The sequence below is a fragment of the Maribacter taeanensis genome (assembly GCF_047345145.1).
GTDB lineage: Bacteria > Bacteroidota > Bacteroidia > Flavobacteriales > Flavobacteriaceae > Maribacter_C.
Genome location: NZ_JBLFER010000001.1, coordinates 730,060 through 752,565 on the forward strand (window position 1 = coordinate 730,060; position 22,506 = coordinate 752,565).

24 protein-coding genes are annotated in these 22,506 nt (G+C 36.4%); 6 read left to right on the top strand and 18 right to left on the bottom strand.

What is annotated here, in order from left to right:
- Positions 1-18 precede the first annotated feature (18 nt).
- The 3 genes from ACKWCD_RS03135 to ACKWCD_RS03145 all read right to left on the bottom strand — a co-directional run bounded on the left by ACKWCD_RS03135 (position 19) and on the right by ACKWCD_RS03145 (position 3,071).
- Positions 19-1,572, bottom strand: coding sequence for a DEAD/DEAH box helicase (locus ACKWCD_RS03135; protein WP_413982473.1), 1,554 nt, complete (start codon positions 1,570-1,572; stop codon positions 19-21).
- 121 nt (positions 1,573-1,693) lie between these two features.
- The gene (locus tag ACKWCD_RS03140) at positions 1,694-2,377 is read right to left on the bottom strand and encodes a 3-keto-disaccharide hydrolase (protein WP_413982474.1); all 684 of its coding nucleotides are present in this window, start codon (positions 2,375-2,377) and stop codon (positions 1,694-1,696) included.
- A gap of 37 nt (positions 2,378-2,414) precedes the next feature.
- Positions 2,415-3,071: a class I SAM-dependent methyltransferase gene (locus ACKWCD_RS03145; RefSeq protein ID WP_413982475.1), complete on the bottom strand. Its 657-nt coding sequence runs from the start codon at positions 3,069-3,071 to the stop codon at positions 2,415-2,417.
- Positions 3,072-3,218: 147 nt separating this feature from the next.
- Between ACKWCD_RS03145 and ACKWCD_RS03150 the strand changes: the two genes are divergently transcribed.
- On the top strand, positions 3,219-3,818 hold the full coding sequence (locus tag ACKWCD_RS03150) for a hypothetical protein (RefSeq protein WP_413982476.1): 600 nt from the start codon (positions 3,219-3,221) through the stop codon (positions 3,816-3,818).
- A 5-nt stretch (positions 3,819-3,823) separates the two neighbouring features.
- Here the strand turns inward: ACKWCD_RS03150 and ACKWCD_RS03155 are convergent, their stop codons facing one another.
- The 3 genes from ACKWCD_RS03155 to ACKWCD_RS03165 all read right to left on the bottom strand — a co-directional run bounded on the left by ACKWCD_RS03155 (position 3,824) and on the right by ACKWCD_RS03165 (position 7,718).
- Positions 3,824-4,948 (bottom strand): hypothetical protein, encoded by a 1,125-nt coding sequence (locus ACKWCD_RS03155; protein ID WP_413982477.1) that lies wholly within the window; start codon positions 4,946-4,948, stop codon positions 3,824-3,826.
- A gap of 1,356 nt (positions 4,949-6,304) precedes the next feature.
- Positions 6,305-7,102 carry a hypothetical protein gene (locus ACKWCD_RS03160; RefSeq protein ID WP_413982478.1) on the bottom strand — a complete coding sequence of 266 codons (798 nt, stop codon included), beginning with the start codon at positions 7,100-7,102 and terminating at the stop codon, positions 6,305-6,307.
- Between the two features lie 163 nt (positions 7,103-7,265).
- The gene (locus tag ACKWCD_RS03165; RefSeq protein WP_413982479.1) at positions 7,266-7,718 is read right to left on the bottom strand and encodes a cold shock domain-containing protein; all 453 of its coding nucleotides are present in this window, start codon (positions 7,716-7,718) and stop codon (positions 7,266-7,268) included.
- A 231-nt stretch (positions 7,719-7,949) separates the two neighbouring features.
- Here ACKWCD_RS03165 and ACKWCD_RS03170 point away from each other — a divergent pair, with 231 nt between their 5' ends.
- Positions 7,950-8,585, top strand: coding sequence for a GntR family transcriptional regulator (locus ACKWCD_RS03170; protein ID WP_413982480.1), 636 nt, complete (start codon positions 7,950-7,952; stop codon positions 8,583-8,585).
- A gap of 22 nt (positions 8,586-8,607) precedes the next feature.
- Here ACKWCD_RS03170 and ACKWCD_RS03175 read toward each other — a convergent pair whose 3' ends face one another.
- The 10 genes from ACKWCD_RS03175 to ACKWCD_RS03220 all read right to left on the bottom strand — a co-directional run bounded on the left by ACKWCD_RS03175 (position 8,608) and on the right by ACKWCD_RS03220 (position 17,585).
- Positions 8,608-9,468 carry a DUF1295 domain-containing protein gene (locus ACKWCD_RS03175; RefSeq protein ID WP_413982481.1) on the bottom strand — a complete coding sequence of 287 codons (861 nt, stop codon included), beginning with the start codon at positions 9,466-9,468 and terminating at the stop codon, positions 8,608-8,610.
- Positions 9,469-9,484: 16 nt separating this feature from the next.
- Positions 9,485-11,827, bottom strand: a complete 2,343-nt coding sequence (locus tag ACKWCD_RS03180; RefSeq protein ID WP_413982482.1) for a penicillin acylase family protein — start codon at positions 11,825-11,827, stop codon at positions 9,485-9,487.
- Between the two features lie 64 nt (positions 11,828-11,891).
- The gene (locus ACKWCD_RS03185; protein ID WP_413982483.1) at positions 11,892-12,305 is read right to left on the bottom strand and encodes a DUF3052 domain-containing protein; all 414 of its coding nucleotides are present in this window, start codon (positions 12,303-12,305) and stop codon (positions 11,892-11,894) included.
- A 46-nt stretch (positions 12,306-12,351) separates the two neighbouring features.
- The gene (locus ACKWCD_RS03190; RefSeq protein ID WP_413982484.1) at positions 12,352-12,951 is read right to left on the bottom strand and encodes a hypothetical protein; all 600 of its coding nucleotides are present in this window, start codon (positions 12,949-12,951) and stop codon (positions 12,352-12,354) included.
- Between the two features lie 4 nt (positions 12,952-12,955).
- Entirely contained in the window at positions 12,956-13,444 is a 489-nt protein-coding gene (locus ACKWCD_RS03195) for an RNA polymerase sigma factor (protein WP_413982485.1), read from the bottom strand.
- Positions 13,445-13,539: 95 nt separating this feature from the next.
- Positions 13,540-13,809 (bottom strand): hypothetical protein, encoded by a 270-nt coding sequence (locus ACKWCD_RS03200; protein ID WP_413982486.1) that lies wholly within the window; start codon positions 13,807-13,809, stop codon positions 13,540-13,542.
- An 18-nt stretch (positions 13,810-13,827) separates the two neighbouring features.
- Positions 13,828-14,844: a M4 family metallopeptidase gene (locus tag ACKWCD_RS03205; protein WP_413982487.1), complete on the bottom strand. Its 1,017-nt coding sequence runs from the start codon at positions 14,842-14,844 to the stop codon at positions 13,828-13,830.
- Between the two features lie 92 nt (positions 14,845-14,936).
- Positions 14,937-16,025: an amidohydrolase family protein gene (locus ACKWCD_RS03210; RefSeq protein WP_413982488.1), complete on the bottom strand. Its 1,089-nt coding sequence runs from the start codon at positions 16,023-16,025 to the stop codon at positions 14,937-14,939.
- Positions 16,026-16,038: 13 nt separating this feature from the next.
- Positions 16,039-16,644: a nucleotidyltransferase family protein gene (locus ACKWCD_RS03215; protein ID WP_413982489.1), complete on the bottom strand. Its 606-nt coding sequence runs from the start codon at positions 16,642-16,644 to the stop codon at positions 16,039-16,041.
- 8 nt (positions 16,645-16,652) lie between these two features.
- A complete protein-coding gene (locus ACKWCD_RS03220; RefSeq protein ID WP_413982490.1) occupies positions 16,653-17,585 on the bottom strand; it encodes a polysaccharide deacetylase family protein in 933 nt (310 codons plus the stop codon).
- A gap of 152 nt (positions 17,586-17,737) precedes the next feature.
- Here ACKWCD_RS03220 and ACKWCD_RS03225 point away from each other — a divergent pair, with 152 nt between their 5' ends.
- The 4 genes from ACKWCD_RS03225 to ACKWCD_RS03240 all read left to right on the top strand — a co-directional run bounded on the left by ACKWCD_RS03225 (position 17,738) and on the right by ACKWCD_RS03240 (position 20,275).
- Complete coding sequence (locus tag ACKWCD_RS03225) at positions 17,738-18,829, top strand: vWA domain-containing protein (protein WP_413982491.1); 1,092 nt, start codon at positions 17,738-17,740, stop codon at positions 18,827-18,829.
- A 203-nt stretch (positions 18,830-19,032) separates the two neighbouring features.
- Positions 19,033-19,200: a hypothetical protein gene (locus ACKWCD_RS03230; protein ID WP_413982492.1), complete on the top strand. Its 168-nt coding sequence runs from the start codon at positions 19,033-19,035 to the stop codon at positions 19,198-19,200.
- A gap of 114 nt (positions 19,201-19,314) precedes the next feature.
- Positions 19,315-19,482, top strand: a complete 168-nt coding sequence (locus ACKWCD_RS03235; RefSeq protein WP_413982493.1) for a hypothetical protein — start codon at positions 19,315-19,317, stop codon at positions 19,480-19,482.
- A 64-nt stretch (positions 19,483-19,546) separates the two neighbouring features.
- A complete protein-coding gene (locus ACKWCD_RS03240; RefSeq protein WP_413982494.1) occupies positions 19,547-20,275 on the top strand; it encodes an SIMPL domain-containing protein in 729 nt (242 codons plus the stop codon).
- Positions 20,276-20,278: 3 nt separating this feature from the next.
- On the opposite strand, the gene ACKWCD_RS03245 is transcribed toward ACKWCD_RS03240, so the two are convergent.
- Together ACKWCD_RS03245 and ACKWCD_RS03250 are read right to left on the bottom strand one after the other, a co-directional pair.
- Entirely contained in the window at positions 20,279-21,718 is a 1,440-nt protein-coding gene (locus tag ACKWCD_RS03245) for a M14 family metallopeptidase (protein WP_413982495.1), read from the bottom strand.
- A 118-nt stretch (positions 21,719-21,836) separates the two neighbouring features.
- Complete coding sequence (locus ACKWCD_RS03250) at positions 21,837-22,502, bottom strand: N-acetylmuramoyl-L-alanine amidase (RefSeq protein ID WP_413982496.1); 666 nt, start codon at positions 22,500-22,502, stop codon at positions 21,837-21,839.
- Between the last annotated feature and the right edge of the window lie 4 nt (positions 22,503-22,506).

Genomic DNA, 22,506 nt, shown 5'->3' on the forward strand with positions numbered 1-22,506 from the left:
CTTTATGGGTTATTATGATTAGTCTACCGGCGGATGCCCATGAATCTGCTCAAAAACCTCGTCAAAGTTCTGTCGCAAATAGGCATTTAACTTCTTTTTATAATCGTCTTTCAACCAGTGTACAAAGTTAAAAGTACTTCTACTAATACATTTAGCATAGGTTTGAATTCGTTGGTCAATATCGTCTTTGAGCATTTTGGCCAAACCTAGCGCATCATATACATCTTCACTGTTCTCAATACAAATCTTTGCATGTTGTGCTATTGAGCGTTCTAAAACTACCTTTGAAGACTCCCCTTTGCTGGTAGCATCCGTGTAAACTTGTTTGATATCGAAAAAAACGTCTTCTGACTTTGAAAACTCCTCGCGAAGCTCCTCTGGCATTTCATGTTTGAATCTTCCCTCAATGGTTTCATCATCTTGAATACGGTCCACATAAAAATTAGGGGATTTAAAAATGGTCTGCCAATCTAAATCAGCACCCCACGGCCCAAAACGATACATGTTGTTTCCTAAGTCAATCACCGTAAACTTCGATTTATTGTTCAAAATACGAGAACCACGTCCGATCATTTGATAATACAAAGTCAATGACTTGGTAGCACGGTTTAGAATGATAGTATCGATAGTCGGTTCATCAAACCCGGTAGTTAAGATACTTACCGAAGTTAAAATCGCATCGGGAGTCTCTTTAAACCATTTCAGAATTTGGGCTCTTTGTTTTTTGGTAGCTGTATTGTCCAAATGCATAATGGGCAGTCCAGCAGCATTAAACGTATGATATACGTTGATGGAGGTATTAATTCCATTATTAAATATCAAGGTTTTCTTGCCTTTTGAATGCTTTTCATACGCTTTGAGAAGCTTTTCAAGCATTGCCGGACTAGAATATAAATCTTCTGAAGATTTCACTGTGTAGTCTCCATTGGAACCTATCTCAAGGGAAGTCAGTCCCATATCATATTGAAAAACTTCAGCTCGCGCTAGGAAATCGTTCTCGATAAGTGATTCAATCGTTTCACCAACAATAAGTTCATCGTAGTTACCTTTCATTGGCAACTCCTTATTTGAGCTCAAAGGCGTTGCTGTAACACCCAGAATAAATGATTTCTCAAAAAACTTGAATAGCTTAGTGAAGGAATTGTAGTGCGCCTCATCAATAATCACCAAACCGACATCAGAAATATCTAATTTGTCATCATTTAAGCGATTATTCAAAGTTTCGACCATGGCCACATAGCAACTGTAGTCCGCTTGATCATCTAAATCAGCCTTGCTATCTACCACTTTGTTTGTTACCCCAAAACTTGTTAGCATTTCGGAGGTTTGGCGACATAATTCAACTCGATGCGTCATAACAAGTACTTTCTTGTTATGCTTTTTTAGGTATTGCCGCACCATTTCAGAGAAAATAACTGTTTTTCCTCCTCCTGTTGGTAATTGATAAAGTAGATGATGGTCTTCAGGTGCTGTTTCGAACTTATCGAAAATCTGACTAATAGCACCTTGTTGGTATTCGTATAGTTCTTTGTCGGTCTTTTTGTTCTGTACTGCTGATGCAACTTCCGCCATATGATCCTTTTCTTTTTGGGACTGCAAAAATACAGATTTATAAGGGTTTATGGAATTATTACGTCGAAACTATCAAAGTAATCGCTATCGGAAATGTGTAATACATCGAAAAACAAAAAAATTATTCGGTCAGTTCTGAAATAGAAGTCAGCACTACCTTTCTAAACTCAACTTCAGCTCCTTCGGCTTGAAGTGCAATTTGACCTTTATTCGCTGTGGCATTGTAGCCGTGATTGACCAAATCACCATTTACCCATACTTTTACTTGGTTATCTAAACATTCTATGGACATGCTATTCCATTCCCCTAAAGGTTTTTCAGAACCATCGGTCAAATTCAATATGCGACGTTTCTTACCTTCTGTAACGCCCCATTCCGATTTTGGGCCACGTCGCTCTATCATATTATCAGTGGTAATATCTTCTACAATGCACCAAAAATCACCAGCATTTTCATGCATCATTTGAACTTCAATAGATTTCGGAAACATTTTATACAAAGACCTAGGTGTCGAAGCAAATACTAAAACCCCACAATTACCGGGTTCTCCAGCGAAACGATATTCAACTTCTAATCTAAAATCTTCGTAAATAACATCCGTAATGATATGACCTTGAGGGGTTCCCAGACTTACGAGCATTCCATCTCGGATTATGAACGGATTACGAGCATCTGGAATACTATCCATTTCTGGGACGTCTATATGCCAACCTGTTAAGTCTTTTCCATTAAAGAGGCTTTTGGAGTTTTGAGTGGAACATGATGCAAGTATACTTAGTGCGAAAAAGAAGAATAGGTTTTTCATAATTGGAAAAATATTGATCTATGCTGGTTAAATTCTACTATTCTGTTGGAGTTTGTTTGGCAACAACTATCCACATCTGTTTTTCTTCGTTTTCTTGCCAATCACCAAAATCCTTGACTTCCTTGGTAATCGTAAACCCTGCTTCTTTGAGTTCCGCCTTTACGTACTTCGAGGATAAAGTATGTCCCCTAGCCTGTTCTTCCCTATTTTTGCCTCGCTTTTGTTCTTTTAGTTTTTCAAGGATAAGAATTCTCCCATTGGGCTTCAAAGCTCTCTTAATATGACCCAAGACTTCCATGTAGTTATCTATTTCATGGTAGGTATCCATAACTATAACCACATCAAGAATTCCTTCGGATAATTTGGGATTGTCATAGTCACCTAAAATTACTTCTATGTTCTCGACTTTCCGCTGTTTTGCGTATTCCTTAAGCTTGTCTAAGCGATACTCTTCAACATCAACGGCAAAAACTTTCCCTGACTCCCCCACTCTTTTTGATAAATGAAAACTTAGGTATCCCTCATGACATCCTATATCAGCTACTTGATTCCCTTTTTCTATTCCTACCAAATCAAAAATTTCGGAAACATTCATCCATGTATCTCTATCCTCCCAATCTTCTTCTGAATATTGGGCAACTGCATTGCTAATACAAAGCAAAAAAATATTTGCAAAAAGAAACCTTAGTGCCATTTCCCTAAGATATTATATAAAGGTGTATATCGCTATTAAATTTCTCTTAAACACAGGCTTTTAATCACAGAAGAGGAGCAGTTGCCTGAATTTAACGATACATATCTATGAGAATCCTTATATTTCACTTTTGAGAAAAATTACACTATGAAATTGAAATTACTAATATTGCTACTTTTAGTTACAGTAAAAACAAGTGCCCAGGATACTCCTCTTCGGGTAGAAACCAAAGATATTCCGAATCGTTTGGCATTTTATGCTGTCAACGAAAATGAACAGGATTTTGATGTTCAAATAAAAATATCTGGCACAAACTTTAGACAAAGTCAAGGGCGTCCTAGATGGGTGCGTGTACCGGCGGCTTCCAAAGTACATCTAAAGACAGTCGTTTTGATGAGAGGGAAAAGACCTAATTACACTTATGATCTATTGGTAAATGACAGTCTTTCTAGAAGAGCATTGAAAAAGGAATTCGAACGGATTAAGATAAAACCAAAGAAACCAGTAACATTATATATTACAGACGCCTGTCTGACTTGTGACAGCATTGTAAACCCTTTGGAAGCCAGTAATTATAAGTATATCAAACACTTGCTAAGCGAAAAGCCTGAAATAGCAGATCAGTTGAAAAGTTACTTACCAGCTCCAATAGATTCTATTAAAACACCTATCCTTAATATTGGAGGACGTTTGTTCACACAAATTGAGACTTATGATAAGTTACTTGAGGAGTTGAATAAATATTAACTCCACTACTTAATACTTCCTTGCGCAACAGTAAAGTCAAAAGTTGCTTTTTCTTTAGTCGCTAACCAGAAGTTTTTTGTGTTTCCCCATTTTTCATGTGGATTCCCCTGTATGGAAAAATTGTCGAGATCAAAGGTTATGTCATCTATTTTATCTTGAGGTATTGCTTCAGTAGAAATAACCACGGTAAGTGCTTTGAAAGATTTTTGAGAATCTGCGACGGAAGGTACTCTTGCTCCATGTTCGTTGATAAGATCTTGCGCTGTATAGGTTTCAATAGCATCCGCTGAAAAACCTCCAAAATCAGAAATCTTTACAGGATTTACTGCTACTTGAATAGGTTCAAGCTCATCAGCTCCAATTAGTCCCATAGTGTACAATTCTAAATCACCATATACAATGGAGTTCCCTCCGTTGGCAAAAAATCCAAAACCATTTTGTCCGTTTAATTTGCCTTGATAGCTGTTATTTCCAAGATCTTCAATTTCATCAAAGCCACCTAGTTGTCCTGCTATACTTGCATAACCCCAATGTCCACCCACGGTAGTTGGAATAATTCCTTTATTACCCCAAGAATGGGCAATTTCGTGTAAAAATGGTCCGCTTTTAATGTATTCTGTTCTCGGCATATAAATTATGCTCTTAAGTTTTCCAGCGGAACCGTATGCGGCTGAGTTATTATAAGTATTCGAGCCTAAACCTTGTACATGATTCTGAATCAAATGAGATCTTCCATAAAATAAACCTGAAGGCTGTGTGGCTTCTACGGATAGAATAATAATATAGTCGAAATCATCCGCTAAGTACTGATATGCTTTTTCAGCCACTTGTGTAATATTGCCTTCTCCCTCAAGAAATTGATTGTAATCTGATTGTGATAACACGTAATTCGCGACAGATCGACTCGCATCAAGGGTGAAATTTTGATCAAATACTACTTCACCTGTTGTAGGTATCTCCGTATTGTCAGAAGGATCATCATTTGAGCTGTCATCATTCATTTCTATTGCATCTTCCTGCTCTGTAAGTATAGTAGCATCTTTACTACATGATGCAATTATAATTAGGAATGCAAAAACAAATAGATAGGATAGTTTAAACGAAATAGGCTGCTGACGAATAGTTTTCATTATTGGGACATTTTAGATAGGTCTCTATATAACCCTCTTTTATCTTATTTATTTCCCATGAAATGGAAAACTCGATAAACCGTAATTGCATAGACTTCTCCCCTATTTAATTGAAAAATATAGGGACTCGAATGTATACTTTCAACCCGTTTTCTAGAAATTACAAATTTTAACAAAAAATAAAATTCAAAGAAAATAAATTTTAAATAACTTTAAATCAGTGATTTAAATATTTTTGCATGGATTTTCAAAGTCTAATATTGTTAAATATTCCATAAAATAGTACCTTTTTATACATAGTACTGTAACAAAAATAATTTTGGCTCGTCTATTAGTTGTAAGTCAATTGGAAACAATCAAAAAACAATTCATCATTTCAATTCGACAGTTCGGAAACATAGATTATCAAAAGCAGTATAAAAACAACAACTTTACACCATCAATAAAAAACAACAGTATTATGAAAACATTACATCAACATCAATTAAGACCGAGAGTTTATTTCACATTAGGCTTTGGTTGGAATACAGATAGATTGTATGACCAAAGATTAAAAAATAAAAATATTCAATCATAAAAAGACAATTAATCATTAAAAAACAACATCATGGAAAATTCGAACAAGCATTACATTTTAAAGTCAACGGAAATCTCTAAAAGTGATATCTGGAATACTAAAAGAAGATATAGATAAGTAGTTTCAAAAAAATCATCATCAATTAAAAAAAACAACATCATGGAAAATTTAAACAAGCGTTACGAAATTAAATCATCAGAAATCTCAAAGAGCGATATCTGGAATAGCAAAAGGAGATACAGATAAGACGTATCAAAAAACAAATTCATCATTAATCATCAAAAAACAACATCATGGAAAATTTAAACAAGCGTTACGAAATTAAATCATCAGAAATATCAAAAAGCGATATCTGGAATAGCAAAAGGAGATACAGATAAGACGTATCAAAAAACAAATTCATCATTAATCATCAAAAAACAACATCATGGAAAATTCAAACAAACGTTACGAAATTAAATCATCAGAAATATCAAAAAGCGACATCTGGAATAGTAAGCGACGTTACAGATAGTTGAGGGACAAGAAAATCGCAGAACCCTTAAATCGTAGAAATCATGAGAACAATCATCAATCAATCATCGATAGTTTCAACAACTTCAGTTTTTTTCTCAGAGTCTAATCACCTCGATAGAATTCGTTGGACAAATTTAAAGTGTTAACTCCTCTAATCAAGGAATTTGAACCTATCAAAATAAAGGCCCGTACTTCATCAAGTACGGGCCTTTATCTTTTCATAGCTTTTCCACTCCCCCAGGGAGTGTTTTGTATTATTATACTTAATCTTTCAAAGATATTTCTTCATTAGTGCCATCAGGATACGTAAGTGTTGCCTTATCATCACAGGTACCATCTCCAAAATCAACGTCAACTTTGATTCCGTTTTTATTTAATTGCATAATCCCTTTTCCAAAATAATCACAATTACCTATAATTTCTAGTGGTGTGGTAATATTGATTACATAGGTATTTCCATCAGCTTTTACAGTCCAGTCACCATCAACGGTTAACCCACTATTTTCAAGGTTATTGAAATCAAAAACAAAACCTAAAACTTTTGCTCCAGTTTCTTCAATGATTGAACCATCTTCCAATTTTATAGTCATATCACTTGTTATGCTAAATGAAAGTCCACTCTGACCATCACCAATAATAGCGAAGCTTCGGGTACCATTGATTTCGTACTCACCCACCATTAGGTTTGTGTAAGTTGCTGTAAAAGCGTTTTCTTGACCTTCAATATAGGACATGCTAATGCTACCGGTTATCACTTGTCCGCCTTCATAGGTACAGCTATCGAAAGTAACATTGAATCCGGTATCAGTGAATTCGGTAACATGACAATCCTCTAGTTTGGAAGATTTTCCTGATTGTCCATTGCTAAAAACGTCTGCAATAATGCTGTCGGCTGCACCAGATATATCATCGGTGTCTAGAATTGTTTTCAATTCTACTGAAGTTACTTGCTGATTATCATCTGCTAAAGGATTTACCTCATCTTTACTACAATTAAATGTAAGTAACGCTAAGCCACCTAGTAGCATAAATTTGGTTGCGAAATTAAATAGGGTTTTCATTGCTAAACTTGATTTACAGTTATGTTCATTACTTTGAACGCAACATAATCAAGAATAGTGTTTTCTGTAGGTGCCATCCGATGAATGACACAAAAAATTAACAAATTTCAGAACGAAATCACTCCGGAAATTAAAATTTTAGGGAGTATGTATCGTAAAAGGCTTATACTTTCTTTACACGAACAGCATTCATTCCTTTCATCCCTCTTTCGAGTTCAAAGGAAACCTTGTCGTTCTCAGCAATTTCATCAATCAATCCACTTACATGAACAAAGTATTTCTCATTGTTTTCTGAATCGATAATAAACCCAAAACCTTTTGATGTGTCAAAAAAGGAAACTTTCCCTTTTCTAATAGGATCTTCCGCTTCTTGTTCTTCTTTCTTTGGAATACCCAAAACTATACTTTCAGCATCAACTTTTACCTTTTTGGTAGGATCTGGCGGTGTATCAGTAAAATGTCCGTTTTCGTCAACATAAACAAGTTGGTCCTCGAAAGATGCCCCAACTTTAGAATTTGCTTGACGTTCCGCTTTCTTTTTAGCTTTTTCTTCCCGCTTTTTTAAACGTTTCTTTTCACGTTCTTTTTTACCATAGGTTTCTTGAGCTCTAGCCATAGTTTATATTCAATTGTAGTATTAAGTTTTCAATTGCCAGTAGTGGCAATTGAAGTAAAGGATAGAAGTACCTTATTACGGTTCAAATATAGCCTTGTATATAGAGCTTAGCAAATACTTTGCCAATTACTTGTTAACTATACTATGCTTTTTAGACGAAATAACCACAACAACCTGCCATATGACAACATAAATATCCAAAAATCGTATACGATGTACTATATTTAGCATATGATAATCAAGACCAGTTTTAGAGATCAAGTGCGTGAATTTCTATTAAATGAGATGAAGCAAGGTAATTTACAAGAGGGTCAGACCATTAATTTGGCAGCTTTAGCTCGTAAACTTGATGTTAGCGTTACTCCTATTCGAGAAGCTCTTACACAACTGCAACAATCTCGGATTATTACCGCGATACCCAATCGTGGATTTATTATTTCTGAATTAAGTTTGAAGGAAGCCAAAGATCTCTATGAACTCGTCGCAGATTTAGAGGTTTTGGCAATTGAAAATTCTGAGTTTGATCAGGAATCAATAGAGCAACTAAAGGAACAGCAAATTGTATTTAAAAGTGCAGAAGACACTGTTGCAAGAATCAATGCCAAATTGGGTTTTCATAAACTTCTTACGCAAAAATACGGTAATAGTCTCGCTCAGCATATTCTTGATGATTTGAAGATTCGCATTTTCTTTTACGAGAGAGAGTTTATGGCGGATGATCTCTTATATTCAAAATCGGACAATCAGCATGATGCTATAATCTCCGCAATTGAGGATGATAACCTACCCACCGCATCACTAGTTTTAAAAATGAATTGGATGTTAATTTTAGATTATATACAAAGACAATTACTAGAGGTTTTATAGGCAAAAACTTGCATTTTGAATGCTACCAAAATTTCGGAATCAACTTGGGTACACGTTTTCTATACTCTCGATATCCAGATTTTCGAATGATCATTCGATCTTCTTTTAATGGGATTGATATTACAACAAACAAACATAGCATTACTATTGAACCGACAATGCTAATTATTTCAGTGTCAAATGCATAGCCCATTAAAAATATTCCAAACCAAAATAGAATTTCGCCTAAATAATTCGGATTTCTAGATTTCCCCCATATTCCAGTATCTAAAAGATCTTCAGGCTTAGGGTTTACTCTTTTACGAAACTTAGCCAATTGGTTATCGGCAATATACTCCAAGGTAGTACCTGAGAGACTAATAAACATTCCGATAAAAAATAACCAGGAAATTTGCATGTCGCTAGAAAACAAACTGAACAAAGGCCACATACCTGCAAAAACCATGGCTGTTGGGAAAAGATGAATTCCAAAAAAGTTAACAAATGGATAAAATTTACCAGTCTGTTCAGCGAGGTCAACATAGCGCCAATCTTCTTGAGAAAAGCCTGCCCATGATCTTGCCCAATTTAAGGTCAAACGCCATGACCAGATACTTACTGTCATAAGCGTTAAATAATGAAAGAGATTGAGGTTTTCAAAATTTATATAACATAAAAGTAAAACAAAGTAAAATGGAATTACGCTCCAGAAAGCATCATAAACCGAACTATTTCTCTTGATTACAGAGTAGATAAAGCAAATAACAGTCATCACAAAATCAGCGGCCATGAAAACAAATATCTGGCTATCAATAGGAATATACTTCCAGGTAATCAAACCACCTAGGGCTATAATTATATAAATGATGACAATCTGAAGGAGGTGATTGGTTCTAGTATTCAATATGGGGCTTTTAAGTTTATTTTGGTTGCAACATAGTTGTCTTATCGGTAACCTTTTCTATTTTTTCTCTGGAATAATATGAAGGAAAATATTCATTTTTTGCCCAAAGCTCAAACAAATTACTATAATATTTGCTATCCGGGTTTCCTGATTGTCCAGGGGAATTTATCATTAAGGCTTTGTCCCAATCACTTAAATCAGTTATAAACTTAAAGCTTCCACCGCTTATTTGGTTATCATTATTTCCTGTAGAATTAGGTGTAAAACTGTTCCCACCTCTCGGTAGTGTTCCTAAATCAATTTTCGCTCTTATGCTATCATTCACAAATTGTGATAAAGCATTTTTCATGGTCGAATGCTTGAAACTTGCTTGTCCGTATTGCCATTTCGTCATATCGTCTCCTAGTTTTTCGTTGAGCTCATTCACAGTGAGTTCAAAGGTTTTCTGCAGAAATTCTCTTTTATTCAGCTTTTTAAAATTTGGTCCAAAAGTGCCTCCCTCTGATTGTAACCAAGTAACTATTTTCTCCATTTGAATGGAAATTAAGGCTTCCACTTCACTCGGAATGAAGGCTGCTTCAGCTTCCTGACGGATTATGCGTTCCCACATGGCATAAATTGCCGCTTCAACCGAACTTCCATCCAAAACATAATTCCATTGTAATAGTTTATTTTTTGCCTTCTCCCCTTTCTCTGAGGTCATTTTTATTTCCTGAAGCATGGGCACTAATAACCTTCCTGGCATGGATAAATAATCTGATTGAAGCTTTTCCATGTCCCTCATAGTAAAGGTTTTGTCTTCGGATAATACTTCATCGATGCGCTTACCACGATACGAATCAGACCACACATAATTCAAAGTCTTTTGGTGTTTGTAATCTGGAGATGTTACATTTTGATTCGCTGTCGCCAAATAGCCTTTTTCTGGATTGTAACTATTCGGGCGTTCTTCGATGGGTAAGTATCCTTCCCAATCATAACTACCGTCTCCGGGGACAGGAACTATACCACTATGATTTTTGCGGATGGGAGTGATACCAACCGCCTGCCAGCCAATATTTCCCTCTTTATCGGCCCAAACCATATTCTCTGCAGGAATGTTACTATAGGTACAGGCATCTTTAAACTCTTCCCAAGTTTGTGACTGATCCATCCGAAGGGAAGCCAAATAAGGAGCTCCCCCTTTTTCAAGCCAAGCGGATTTAACGGCGTACCCTTTGTAATTTACCGAATCGATATATGTTACTGGGCCATGAACAGAATATCTCAAAGTAGTCTCCACATTTCCTTGGCCTTTTACGGCAATCTCATCTTGAATCTCCTGCATTGCTACCCACTCATCTTTGTATTTGTATTCTGATAAGTTCTCTGGATTTAGATCATACACATACAAATCTTCCCCATCAGTTCTGAAAATGGTAAGTCCCCATGCTCCATATTCGTTATGTCCTATAGAAACACCAGGAATTTCAGGTTCACCACCTCCAATAACATTCCAACCTGGGGCAACTAAGTGCACCATGTAACGCAGGGAAGGTAAAGCAACTCTGCGATGTGGATCGTTTGCTAACAGAGGAAATCCATTTTCTGCTTTCGAACCTGTTATCGCCCAATTATTGCTTCCATCATCTAAATAGTCTTTGTCGATGTCTTGTTCTTCAAACTGAACTCCACTGGCATAGGCTTTATGAAGTTCTAGTATTTTTTCGGACAGCAAACTTCCATCAATCTTAGGATCTAGAGAAATAATAGGATCATTCGGATGAAACCACATCAATTCTTTTACCTTCTCCTCCCCGATTTTGGCCACGGCCATTCCATATTGTAATTCGCGATTCACATTCCCTTTAAGGCCTTGATGCCTTGAAATCACTACATCAGGCGTCCATTTTCCTGGATATATATCAAGTATTTTAAATTCTATGGGAAGTTTTTCAGGGGTTTTAAGAATTTCTTCGATATATGCATTTACACCATCGGTATAGGCATTGATAATTTCCGAGCCCTGCGGATGGTAATGATTTAATTCCTCCTCTAAATCTCCTCGAAATTGGAACAAACGTGTACCTATATCGCGTTTCAGCTCATCAGGACCAAGAATTTCGGCAACCGTTCCTGTAGCTTGTCTACGCCATATTTCAAACTGAAAGAGCCGGTCTTTAGCGGCGGCATAACCTTGCGCAAAAAACAAATCTTTTTGATTTTTGGCGTAAATATGGTTGACACCCCACCGATCTCTCAGTATCTCAACAGGTTCGGAGAGACCCTCTGCAAAGATTTCACTTTTTTCAGGAGCCAACTTACAAGAGGACACTATAAGAAAAGCAATAGCAGACAGAGATAGTTTGGATAAGTACATTGTGGTTGGTTAAACAGTTGGATTCTTAAAAATACGAATTTCTAAGTATCCTTTTCAAAACAACTTACTTCCTGTCTTTTATACGATACATAAATTTTAAGCCACTCCAGTCTTGATCAACTGCGCATACTTTGACATCAACTAAACCATTATCTAGAAGATATTCCCGAATATAATCACGGTTAAGATCCGTTTCTATTTTTGAACTTCCTTTAGGCCAGCTTACCCAGAGCATTCCTGTCATCTTAAGGACTGGTTTTAATTCCAACGCTAGTTTTTCAAAAGCAGTTTTAGTTTTGCAGAAAAGATGAATAAAATCAAGAGATTCCTTTGATGGATTATCGACATAATCAACCTCAGGCATATCTTCAAAAAGTAAGATATAGTGACTAGGTTCATTAACTAACAAAACAGTATTACCTTCTTTAATCCCTAATTTCTTTGCTAAAGGAGTACTTGAATATCCAGAAGAATTCATACTGCTATGGTTTTCTACAAATTACTAAATTTTAAATGGGAATAGGCTATTCAAGTTCCTTTAATATATTTTCAGCAGAACTTGTAACACGATTATAAGCGCGATAGCCCCAATATGAGCAAGCAACCGCAAAGAGTACTGCAAAAACAATAGAAAAGTTTGCCCAGAAGTTTCTTTCAATCATAAAGAAATCTTTGTTAGACCATACTTTGGCAAATACTCCAGAGACCGCAAACATTAGAATAAAACTAAGAAAAATGCCCGTTTTCTGAAGTTTTAAAAGGTTCTGTTTAGCCTGTTCATAATTTAGTAGGGTTTCTTTGTAATTCTTATTAGTAATATTCAAGTTTCTTATTTTTTTCAATGCATTTAGAACCAATACTGGAAGAATGAAAAGAACTGCCAAAGTAAAAACTCCACAGGCCTGTAAATACCAGGTGTCTAGCTTTCCAAAATTCACCAAAATGTAAAGCCCTATTCCAACGCAGATCACTGCCCCAACTTTTTCATAGTTTGAAAGTGTTCTAAATTTATTTGAGTATCGTTCTTGTGTCATATCTATGATAATTTTATCTGTTAATTTCTTTTGATGTTCTAATTGGTCACTCATTTCAGACCATAGCGCTTGCATTTCTTCTATTTCCATAGTCTTAATTTTTAATAATTTGTTTTGTTAGTTTTTGTTTGACACGAGAAATTTTGGTTCCTACGTTACTAGGTGAAAGTCCAGTTATCTCGGCAATTTCATCATACTTTTTCCCTTCCAACAGTAATAGCATCAATCCTTTTTCTATAACATTCAGCTGTTTAATATGGGCATATAATACTTTTAACCTTTCCTCAAATTCAGGATCGTAGTTCTCAATCTGTTCCACAACAACTCGGTCGATAGAAACCGTATTTTCCATTCGTTTGCGTTTCTTAAGTCTTGTCAGCGCTGTGTTTAATGCAATGCGATACATCCATGTGCTGATTTTTGATTCTGCCCTGAAGGAATCAAAAGACTTCCATAATTGATAAACCACATCTTGATACAGATCTTTTTGATCATCACGATTATCAGTATACATTGTGGTTATCTTAAAGATGACGCCCTCATGCTCCTTTATGACGCGAACAAATTTTTGCTCTTTCTGCATTTATGGTGAATTGGTTTGTGGTATTAGTATACCCAAACTTGAATTTATCACAAACTTTTTTGAAAATAGATAGGAATAGAATGAATTCAGTGGCTTTACTTGCCCTTTTTAGAAAGAGCTTTATTTATAAAATCACTTACGGAAAGCGGTAAGTTATGCTCATCATAGACGGACTTTACTTCAGAATTTCCGTCAATAATTTTCACATGATAGATGAAACCATCATGGATTTCTTGAGATGGTTCTTGCTTTTGGGAAAGAATTTCAAGTAGCTTTTTCTTTTCCCTATTCGGAAGGATTATCTCTCCCTTGTACTGTTTCGGAATATTAGCAAAGCCACCATTTATGAATATCTCGTACTTCATCTTCAAATGCTTTTATACTCATGCCACAACTTTAGTAATTCCAACCGCAGAAAAGCCATTTTCTATTGCTTCTAGTGCCGTATTACAAACTTTATTCTCTTTCTGGAGATTCTCGGTAACACGAAGAATTACATCTAACATATCATCAAAATCCGCCGTACGCCAAAGTGCTTTCAAAGTCTCAAACCAGATTAAAGCACTTTCATCCAATCCGATTTCTAAGCAAGATAAATAGAAGGCCTTATTGGGAATCCCGGAATTAATATGCACACCCTGATTATCAGCATTACCCGAATAATAGTTATCCATATGATCTGGCTGAGAATCAAAATCATTTGCGGTCCCTGGGGCTTTCATAGACCGAATAGCCACTCCCGGGAATTCTTCCGTAACTACAGTGTCTCCAATTAGCCAATCCGCTTCAGAAATATCTTGTTTCAAATACTTCTGCTTAATAATGGTGCCGAATACATCGGAAAAATGCTCGTTTAGGGCTCCTGATTGACTCCGATATTCCAGATTTGCCAAAAATTGGGTGATTCCGTGTGCTAACTCATGAGCAACTACATCAATCGCACTTGCGAAATCTTTAAACTCTTTGCCATCTCCATCGCCGTAGGTCATTTCATCACCATCCCAGAAAGCATTGTTGTACTCTTTGCCATAGTGGACATTGGAAATAATATCCAAACCATTATCATCAATAGAATTTAATCCAAAGGTATCCTTGAAATAATCACGCACAAAACCTGAAGTTTCATAAGCCTTATCGACAGATTCGTCATCAGAGACATCTTCTCCTTCTTTTCGAACCAATTGCACACGTTGTTCTGTCTTATTTTGACTATCATAAATAAATCGATCTCCGTCACCTTCTTCAAAATCTCGAATTAGCAGATTATTTAGAACGGTATTCCGTTTCTGGAGAATTCTATGCGTATCGTTGAGGGTTTTTTTGCAGGAAGTATTTCCGCGTTTCGCAAGGGCCTCTAAAACATGAGGAGGAATAATAAAACAATGATGTTTATCACACATGGTTACAAGAAATTAGGGTTACCCTAAATTTCTAACCTTTTGCGGCGATTCACAAATTATGTGCGTTAAGATTTTTCTAATACTTAGAGGATTTATTCCGCTGGAAATAGACTCTTATCGAGTCCGGGAATAAGTCGTAGTGCATTTTTATAGTAGACTTTCTTTAATACTTCATCAGACAAATCTAATCCGTACATAGCCCAAAAAGCATGGTATTTTTTGTAGTACGGAAAGTACTCATCATCTGATTCTAAGACTCTGAAATAGGTTGGAAACTCCTCGGGCTTCCAGCTATCTTTTCCGAAAAGAATGCGATCTTGATATTTTTCAAAAAAGGCTTTGGCATTTCTAGGTTGTCTCCCCAACTCAGCAATAACAGCAGCTATGCCGACATTCATATTCGGAATTTCATCTAACAACTCCCCTAATTTTCCTAAATTATTCGCATACCATCCCATGTGGGCATTAACGAAGTTTGTATTCGGGTGTTTCTTAAACATGTTATGTTGCTCTTCAATAATTTGTTCCCAAGGGGCAGGATCTGTAGCGGAACGTTTTCTTCTGGGACGCGTTTTTAGTTCTAACCAACGCTCATTATCTGCATCCATCGGATCCCAAAAGGACTTCGGATCGGCAGCATGTATTAAAACCGGAACCCCTAATTCCCCACATTTTGCCCAAATCGGGTCTAATCTCGGATCATCAATTGCAACCCGATTCCCATTTGAATCCTTATAACGAAGCCCTAAGCTTTTATAGATTTTCAAGCCTTTAGCACCGGCTTTGATATCTTTTTCTAACTGGGCAGCAGCTTTGGCACCCCACCCTTCTTGTCCTACCCCATCAAAATCAACATTTGCAAAAACAACAAATCGATTTGGATAGTTTTTTTGAATGCTTTGTATTTTTGCATTTAAACTTTCACCCGAACCCCCACTAAGATTGACCATGATACCCTCATTGAGTATCTCCATATCGTTAATAAGCCCCGCTAACGCCGTTGCATCCATATTTCTTTGGTGACTATGAACATCTATAAATGGAAATTTTGCCCTAGTAATTTCTTCGCCCTCAACTACCAAAGTAGATTTCGGATTATAATTCTCAAAACTCATTTCTTGTGCCGAAACGGAACTAACAAAAAAAAGAAATAAAATTATCGGTAATTTATTGGTAAACATAAGTTTATAGGTTTTACTTGGTTTTTTGATTTAATATTTCCTGATATCCTTCCCAACTATCGATATCAATTTCTTTTCCTTCGGGATTTAACGCTAAAATAAGATCTTCTTGGGATGCTATGATGTCTTTGGCACCAAAATCTTTTTTAAGCTTTTGAAGTTTCTGAAAATGTTCTTTTCCAAAAATAGCAGGTACTCCAGACCGATGCTCATATTGTGTGGTTATAATCTTAGAAGGATTGCCTTTCCAATTCCCTATCATTTTATTCAGGTAATTGGTATCTATTCGTGGCTGGTCTGCTAGCATTATTAGCACAGCATCGTAGTCCAATGCTTTCGATGCAAAGTAATCCATTCCAGCTGCTATGGAGCTACCCATGCCATTTTGCCAATTTGGATTTTGAATAATTGAATTCGCATCGAAATCTACTTCTGCCTTAATAATTTCTTCGTAGGCACCTAAGACAGTAAAAACAGATTTCGCTATGCTACCTTTCGCTTGTTGAAGCGCATGGCCTAGTAAATTGGTGTCATTCCAGGGAAGTATTTGTTTTATTTGCTCTTCCATACGGGAAGATTCTCCTGCTGCTAATATGAGAATAGCAATATTGTTATCCATCCGAAAACCTAATTATTTCTAACTATTTTATCACGTAATTCGCGCCAAGTTACCAAAGTAATATTATTTTCTTTTAATAGCGTAGCACACTCCGGACTGCTAAAAAAGTCTACATCTGCTTGTCGCCACGGGGAATGCCAATAATCATGCTCTACGGTCATCGCTTTCATTTCAGCATCGTCATAAGCCAAGTGAATCAATATACTATTTAAACCGGGTTCAAGGTTTTGCAAAACTTTGGTATAGTAATTTGCCATGCCCGAATCATAGTCCGCGGGCCCTGCAGTAAATATGTGATCATTGATTACAACCGTATCATCTAATAGAACTTGTATTTTTTCATTTTTAAGAAATGCCATGTTTTTGTCCAGCAACACGGGGAGTTCAAACTCTTTTCCCAATTTGATATAGGCCTCTAAAAATTCCAGTGTACTGCCAGCGGTTCCCATATGGGCATCTAAGTGTGTGACATCAATACCAAATTTATAGGCTTTCTTAATTTGATTTCGGAGTTCTAGAGCAACGTGTTCGGGTTTTGCGTTTTGAACTACATCTTGAATTTGAGGGTAGAAATAACCATTTTCGTTGATTAAGGTTGAAACAGAGTCCTGAGCCGTTACTGGTCCCCATTTGTAATAAATCCATTCACTATTCAATGTCAGGTGTAAACCTAAATCGGCAGTTTGATTTTCTCTAGCATACTTTGCGATTTCAGGAAACCACGGACATGGAACCATAATACTGGCGGAGTTTACCGGAGTTTTTTCCAAGCCTTTAATACTAGCCATATTCTCAGAATGTGAAACACCCAAATCATCGGCATGAATAATCAAAAGCTTCGCATTTGAATCATAACCTAAACGCTCTGCAATGGTTTTGTTTTGTGCGTTGGCCCCGAAGTGATGCAGAAAAAACACTACTACTAAAAAACTGACTTTCATAATCGTATAATTAGGCCTTTAAATTAGTCGAACAGTTAAATTATAGAAAGAATTGCTCCCTTCTTTAACAATCTTTAACAGTATTCTTTTGAAAGCAACCATAATTTAAATGGATTTTGTCCGTTCTGAGAGGTGAACCCAAAATTTAGAAAATGAAACCATTCACCAAATTATTTGTCCTGCTTTTCACTATAGCTTTTGTTGTTTCCTGCGGAAATGCTGATGATGATGTTAACTTTAGATTGAATACAGGAGAAGGACTAGGAAAAGGAAAAGAAGTAGACGAGTGCCTTAACCTTGGAGAAAATGATTTAATACTTTCCATTCAAGAACAGTTCACCACCCTACCCGGCAAGGTATCTATACTTTTTAGAGTTTCTGATGCAGACGGAAGTCCCGTTGCGGGTCTCACCGCAGATAAATTTACCATTTATGAGCAGGGAAGGAACGATGACTGTTTTAATACCATCTCAACTTCGGAATCACAAGCCCGAATCTCTTCTAATTCTCAAGTTTTTAGTACAAATACCCTTTTAGTACTCGATTTGAGTAATAGTGTATTAAGCAGCAGTTTAGACGAACTAAAGCTTGCAAGCTCTAGTTTTGTTGATAATGTAATGCCTAGTACAGAGATAGCATCTGTTCAAATGGCGATATACTGGTTTGATGGAGAAAATGAATTGCACTTGTTAAATGATTTGTCATCTTCAAAAGATGAACTTAAAACTGCTATTGACGGAATTACTACTGATATAAGCAATGATCCTTCAACTGATTTGTACGGAGCCGTAATCAAGTCAACTGATAAGGCTACTGAGCTATTGGCAGCAAGTACTCAAGGAGATAAAATTGGAGCTGCTTCAATAGTAATTTTTACTGATGGTACCGACCAAGCATCTCGATTTACAAGGGCTGCCGCACAACAGAAAGTCGATGAAGCGGATTCGAATATTTCATTTTTTACAATTGGACTAGGGGGAGAAATAGATACGCAAGTGCTAACTGATATTGGAAAAACCTTCAGTGTTTTTGCAGCAAACAAAGAAGAACTGGAAGATACATTTAGTGATATTTCACGGCGTGTTTCAGAAAGAGCAAATAGTTTCTATCTTTTCGAGTACTGTAGCCCTAAACGCGATGGAAGTGGCGAAAATAATCTTGCCATCCAAGTTACTGACGGTAGTAAGCAAGGTGCTGTACAAACAAAATTTGATGCAACTGGGTTCACCGGAGGCTGCGAATAGACGTAAAAAAGAATCATTTCAAGGGAGAAACATACCGTTTCTCCCTTTTTTTATGCAGTTCATCCAATTGTTACAATAAATGGTCGGGTGTTTCACCTGATAATTGTTTCTTTACAGAGTCCCAACTCATTTGCCGCCTACACCTAAGACTATGAAATTGTATAATCCTGCTTGTCGTGAGACAGGCGTAAAGAACACAAATCATGGGTGTAATCAACAATCTTATTCAAAACAGTTCTCTGAACGGAATGCCAAAATGGATTCAGGCGACGGCAATTCTTTTATTTTCTACAATCGTCACTTTACTTCTTATAATGTCTGTAACGCTTATTATTTACGGACCATATGTGAATATTCGTTTCGGGTATTAAACTAAGAATACCCTGTTTTCAGGGGTAGCAATTTCACTTTTGATAGTGAGTTTTACCCTGAGTTTCTAAAGTAACTTTGTCTTGTAAACAAGTTCAACTAAAACTTTAGAAATTATGAAAACGATTAAAAACATTATTCAAGAGAGTCCAGTAGGAACTTTATCAAATACCTATAAATATGCAGTAGTATGTTTATTTTCAGGTATTGTAGTTACTGTAGCATCACTTCTAGTATTTATGTTGAATAACATAGATCACGTAAGTACAAGTTTCAACTTTTAATATATACCCCGGTAGCAATATCGGGGTATCTTTTTATGTCAAATTTTGAATAAAAATATTAGAGATGAAAAAACACTTAACTACAATACTATTGTGTGTTACGGCACTGCTTTCCGTAATCATGCTTACGAATGCCTTTAAAAATCGAAACAAATCAAACGATATGATTAATGTTACAGGTTTGGGCAAAAAAGATTTTAAATCAGACCTGGTGATTTGGTCCGGTAATTTTGAAATAAAGGGATTTACCCTTGAACAGGCTTCATTATTGCTCAATACTGAGAAAGGAATCGTTAGGAAATATCTTTTAGCAAAAGGAGTCAAAAATGAACAGATTGTTTTTACTGCTGTTGATATTCGAAAAGATTTCAACAAAACATATTTTGAAAACGGAAATCTCAAAGACGAGGTCTTTAGAGGCTATATTTTAAATCAAACCGTGAAAATAGAATCTAACGAAGTAGATAGAATTGAAGAAATATCAAGATCGATCACCGAACTAGCCAAAGATGGTATTAGTTTCTATTCTTATTCTCCCCAGTATTATTATACCAAACTTTCAGAGCTAAAAATAGAAATGGTAGCCGCAGCTACCGAAGACGCACGTATTCGAGCCGAGCAAATCGCAGTGAACGCCAATAGCGAAATTGGAGATTTACGCTACGCCAAAATGGGAATCTTTCAGATTATCGCACAAAACTCAAATGAAGATCTTTCGTGGGGTGGAACTTTCAATACCTCTTCAAAAATGAAGACCGCCACGATTACTATGAAATTACAATTCGGATTATAAAAACTATCTAAATAGCATTGCATTTTTAAAGTAACCTGAACCATTATCTAGGTCAATTAAAAAACCATTAATTACAGCATACTTCATAACTCCATCCTTTTCTAACAGAAAGGTGGGGTTTATGCCTACCTCTAAATTAAACTCTGGTGTTTCAAAAGTTTTGGAAATCAAATGTATAGGCATTTTAAAATCCAGCCATTCTATGGGTACATTATTCACTCGGACATAGGTGAAGCCAGATCGTAGGTCTTCCATAATTTGCTTTTCAGTCAATTCATGGGGTGTTGCTAAGGTTCTGGGAGAGACTTTCCCTGCTTTTATCGTATAACCAGTAGCATCGAAAGTTTCGTAGCCATAATACGTAGATAAATCCCCTTGATCGATTACGCGACTACTATACCAAAAATCTGTACTCTCTTCAATAGGAACTTCCAAGCGATTCATCCCAACATCAAGTATATAAGGCTTTCCATTAATCTCGTATGTCGCATTCGTTATTTTTAAATCGAATAGTTTGCGATCATTCTCTGGAATCTTCTCATAATCCTCTAAAGGAGTATCTACATAGTTTCCTTTAGCAATTGTATAAATTGCAGAAAGAATGGAAACATAATTTAATTTTCGGATTTCCTGTTTTTCCACATCATTTGAATATCCTCCAGATTCAATTAAAATGGTACTTGTTCCCCATTTTTGAATGTTATCACCAAACGCACGTGGCTCAAAATCATCGTTATAGCGACCTACTTGTCCGGGAGCATATTTTTGAATGATATTATTCATAAAAACAATCACTTTCATGGCATTACCGCGTTTCTCATTGATGTCCTTTTCGTAATTATAGGCAGGTGCTAAATAGGAAATCGTAGCTGGTTTTTCCGTTCTCTCTGCATTGTAATAGGTGCTTTGGTCATGAAGATTGAATCCAAAATCAGCATTCAAACTATCGCGGACACGTTTTAAAGTTTGACTTTCTGGGGATTGCAAACGCAAGGCATCCCTATTGATATCTACTCCGAGAACATTTCTTCTTTGAAAGCGTTCCGCACCATCGGGATTCAACATCGGTAGAAAATGCAAAGTGAGATTACTCAGTATTTCCTGTTTTTCCTCCTTGAAATCAGCACTTGAAAAAAAATTAAAAATATCAAAAATAGCTTGTGTCGCCGTAGGTTCATTACCGTGCATTTGAGACCATAAATAGACATTGGTCTTCCCCTGCCCTATACTTACCAGCGATAGATCACGACCTTCAATGGATTTCCCAACAACTTTTACCGTGAACAACGGATTCTCTCCGAGCTTGGCCAATAAGGGTTGCAGTTGATGATGTTTTATTCTGCGCTTGTCTAGACTAGATTCTTTGTAATTACTATAAGTCTCAAAAAGTTGCGAAGTGATATCCGCTTCTTGGGAAAAAGAGATTGAGGCTGCTAGGAGCATGAGGGTGAAAAATTTGATCTTCATAGTTTTTGTAACTGTTATTGTGTTTTAAGAAAAGAGAACATAGAGAAAAGAATAAAGAACTTCATTGTCCAATCTTTAGTCTATTTTCTCTATTCTATTTTCTCTGTTCTATTTCTGGTAAAGATTTAAAATCGTGCTCTTTTGTGGCTTCTCGGACTTTCTCCATAAAATCCACTCCTGGATCAGTCTTTTCAGTTCGATACCCATCATCTTTTTCCAACCAAAGTTCATGACCCTCGAAAAGTGTGTACTCGTAATGTCCGATGAGATAATCAATGTCATATTTGTCTGATAGATAATTCACCAACCAAATATTAGATTCCACCTGTTCTGCCGTTAGTGGCAAGTCTTCTGTACCACCTACATTTTCAACACCTATGGCGCAATGGTTTAAACCAATCACATGTCTTGCCATCGTAGTTTCCGTTAGCAAACGATAAATCGTTCCATCGCGATCAACCATAAATTGAGAACTGACATTCAAAGCGCTTGCAGCCTTAATATCTGGTCGACTTGGTAATTTAGAGGGATAAAAAGTTTCAAAAGATGCTTCAAAGGTGGGAATGACCGTCCAATGCAGCACAATCATCTTGGGAGTAATTGTCGGTTCCTCTTGTTGTAATCCGTATCTACTGGACAGATAATCTAGGGTCAGCGCTTTGCGTTCATCATCAAATAGAATAGGCTTATCTACTATTCCTTTTTTAGGGGCGCAAGCGGCCAAAACAACAATACCAAAAATTAAAATTAAATGTCTCATTGAA

Bases quoted from the DNA above. Each gene is read 5' to 3' on its own strand.
- ACKWCD_RS03160 (WP_413982478.1), bottom strand. From the start codon at position 7,102: ATGAAAACCCTATTTAATTTCGCAACCAAATTTATGCTACTAGGTGGC.
- ACKWCD_RS03230 (WP_413982492.1), top strand. From the start codon at position 19,033: ATGGGTGTAATCAACAATCTTATTCAAAACAGTTCTCTGAACGGAATG.
- ACKWCD_RS03235 (WP_413982493.1), top strand. From the start codon at position 19,315: ATGAAAACGATTAAAAACATTATTCAAGAGAGTCCAGTAGGAACTTTA.
- ACKWCD_RS03210 (WP_413982488.1), bottom strand. From the start codon at position 16,025: ATGTTTACCAATAAATTACCGATAATTTTATTTCTTTTTTTTGTTAGT.
- ACKWCD_RS03150 (WP_413982476.1), top strand. From the start codon at position 3,219: ATGAAATTGAAATTACTAATATTGCTACTTTTAGTTACAGTAAAAACA.
- ACKWCD_RS03215 (WP_413982489.1), bottom strand. From the start codon at position 16,644: ATGGATAACAATATTGCTATTCTCATATTAGCAGCAGGAGAATCTTCC.
- ACKWCD_RS03190 (WP_413982484.1), bottom strand. From the start codon at position 12,951: ATGGAAATAGAAGAAATGCAAGCGCTATGGTCTGAAATGAGTGACCAA.
- ACKWCD_RS03135 (WP_413982473.1), bottom strand. From the start codon at position 1,572: ATGGCGGAAGTTGCATCAGCAGTACAGAACAAAAAGACCGACAAAGAA.
- ACKWCD_RS03170 (WP_413982480.1), top strand. From the start codon at position 7,950: ATGATAATCAAGACCAGTTTTAGAGATCAAGTGCGTGAATTTCTATTA.
- ACKWCD_RS03220 (WP_413982490.1), bottom strand. From the start codon at position 17,585: ATGAAAGTCAGTTTTTTAGTAGTAGTGTTTTTTCTGCATCACTTCGGG.
- ACKWCD_RS03225 (WP_413982491.1), top strand. From the start codon at position 17,738: ATGAAACCATTCACCAAATTATTTGTCCTGCTTTTCACTATAGCTTTT.
- ACKWCD_RS03185 (WP_413982483.1), bottom strand. From the start codon at position 12,305: ATGAATTCTTCTGGATATTCAAGTACTCCTTTAGCAAAGAAATTAGGG.
- ACKWCD_RS03180 (WP_413982482.1), bottom strand. From the start codon at position 11,827: ATGTACTTATCCAAACTATCTCTGTCTGCTATTGCTTTTCTTATAGTG.
- ACKWCD_RS03240 (WP_413982494.1), top strand. From the start codon at position 19,547: ATGAAAAAACACTTAACTACAATACTATTGTGTGTTACGGCACTGCTT.
- ACKWCD_RS03250 (WP_413982496.1), bottom strand. From the start codon at position 22,502: ATGAGACATTTAATTTTAATTTTTGGTATTGTTGTTTTGGCCGCTTGC.
- ACKWCD_RS03140 (WP_413982474.1), bottom strand. From the start codon at position 2,377: ATGAAAAACCTATTCTTCTTTTTCGCACTAAGTATACTTGCATCATGT.
- ACKWCD_RS03145 (WP_413982475.1), bottom strand. From the start codon at position 3,071: ATGGCACTAAGGTTTCTTTTTGCAAATATTTTTTTGCTTTGTATTAGC.
- ACKWCD_RS03200 (WP_413982486.1), bottom strand. From the start codon at position 13,809: ATGAAGTACGAGATATTCATAAATGGTGGCTTTGCTAATATTCCGAAA.
- ACKWCD_RS03195 (WP_413982485.1), bottom strand. From the start codon at position 13,444: ATGCAGAAAGAGCAAAAATTTGTTCGCGTCATAAAGGAGCATGAGGGC.
- ACKWCD_RS03155 (WP_413982477.1), bottom strand. From the start codon at position 4,948: ATGAAAACTATTCGTCAGCAGCCTATTTCGTTTAAACTATCCTATCTA.
- ACKWCD_RS03245 (WP_413982495.1), bottom strand. From the start codon at position 21,718: ATGCTCCTAGCAGCCTCAATCTCTTTTTCCCAAGAAGCGGATATCACT.
- ACKWCD_RS03165 (WP_413982479.1), bottom strand. From the start codon at position 7,718: ATGGCTAGAGCTCAAGAAACCTATGGTAAAAAAGAACGTGAAAAGAAA.
- ACKWCD_RS03205 (WP_413982487.1), bottom strand. From the start codon at position 14,844: ATGTGTGATAAACATCATTGTTTTATTATTCCTCCTCATGTTTTAGAG.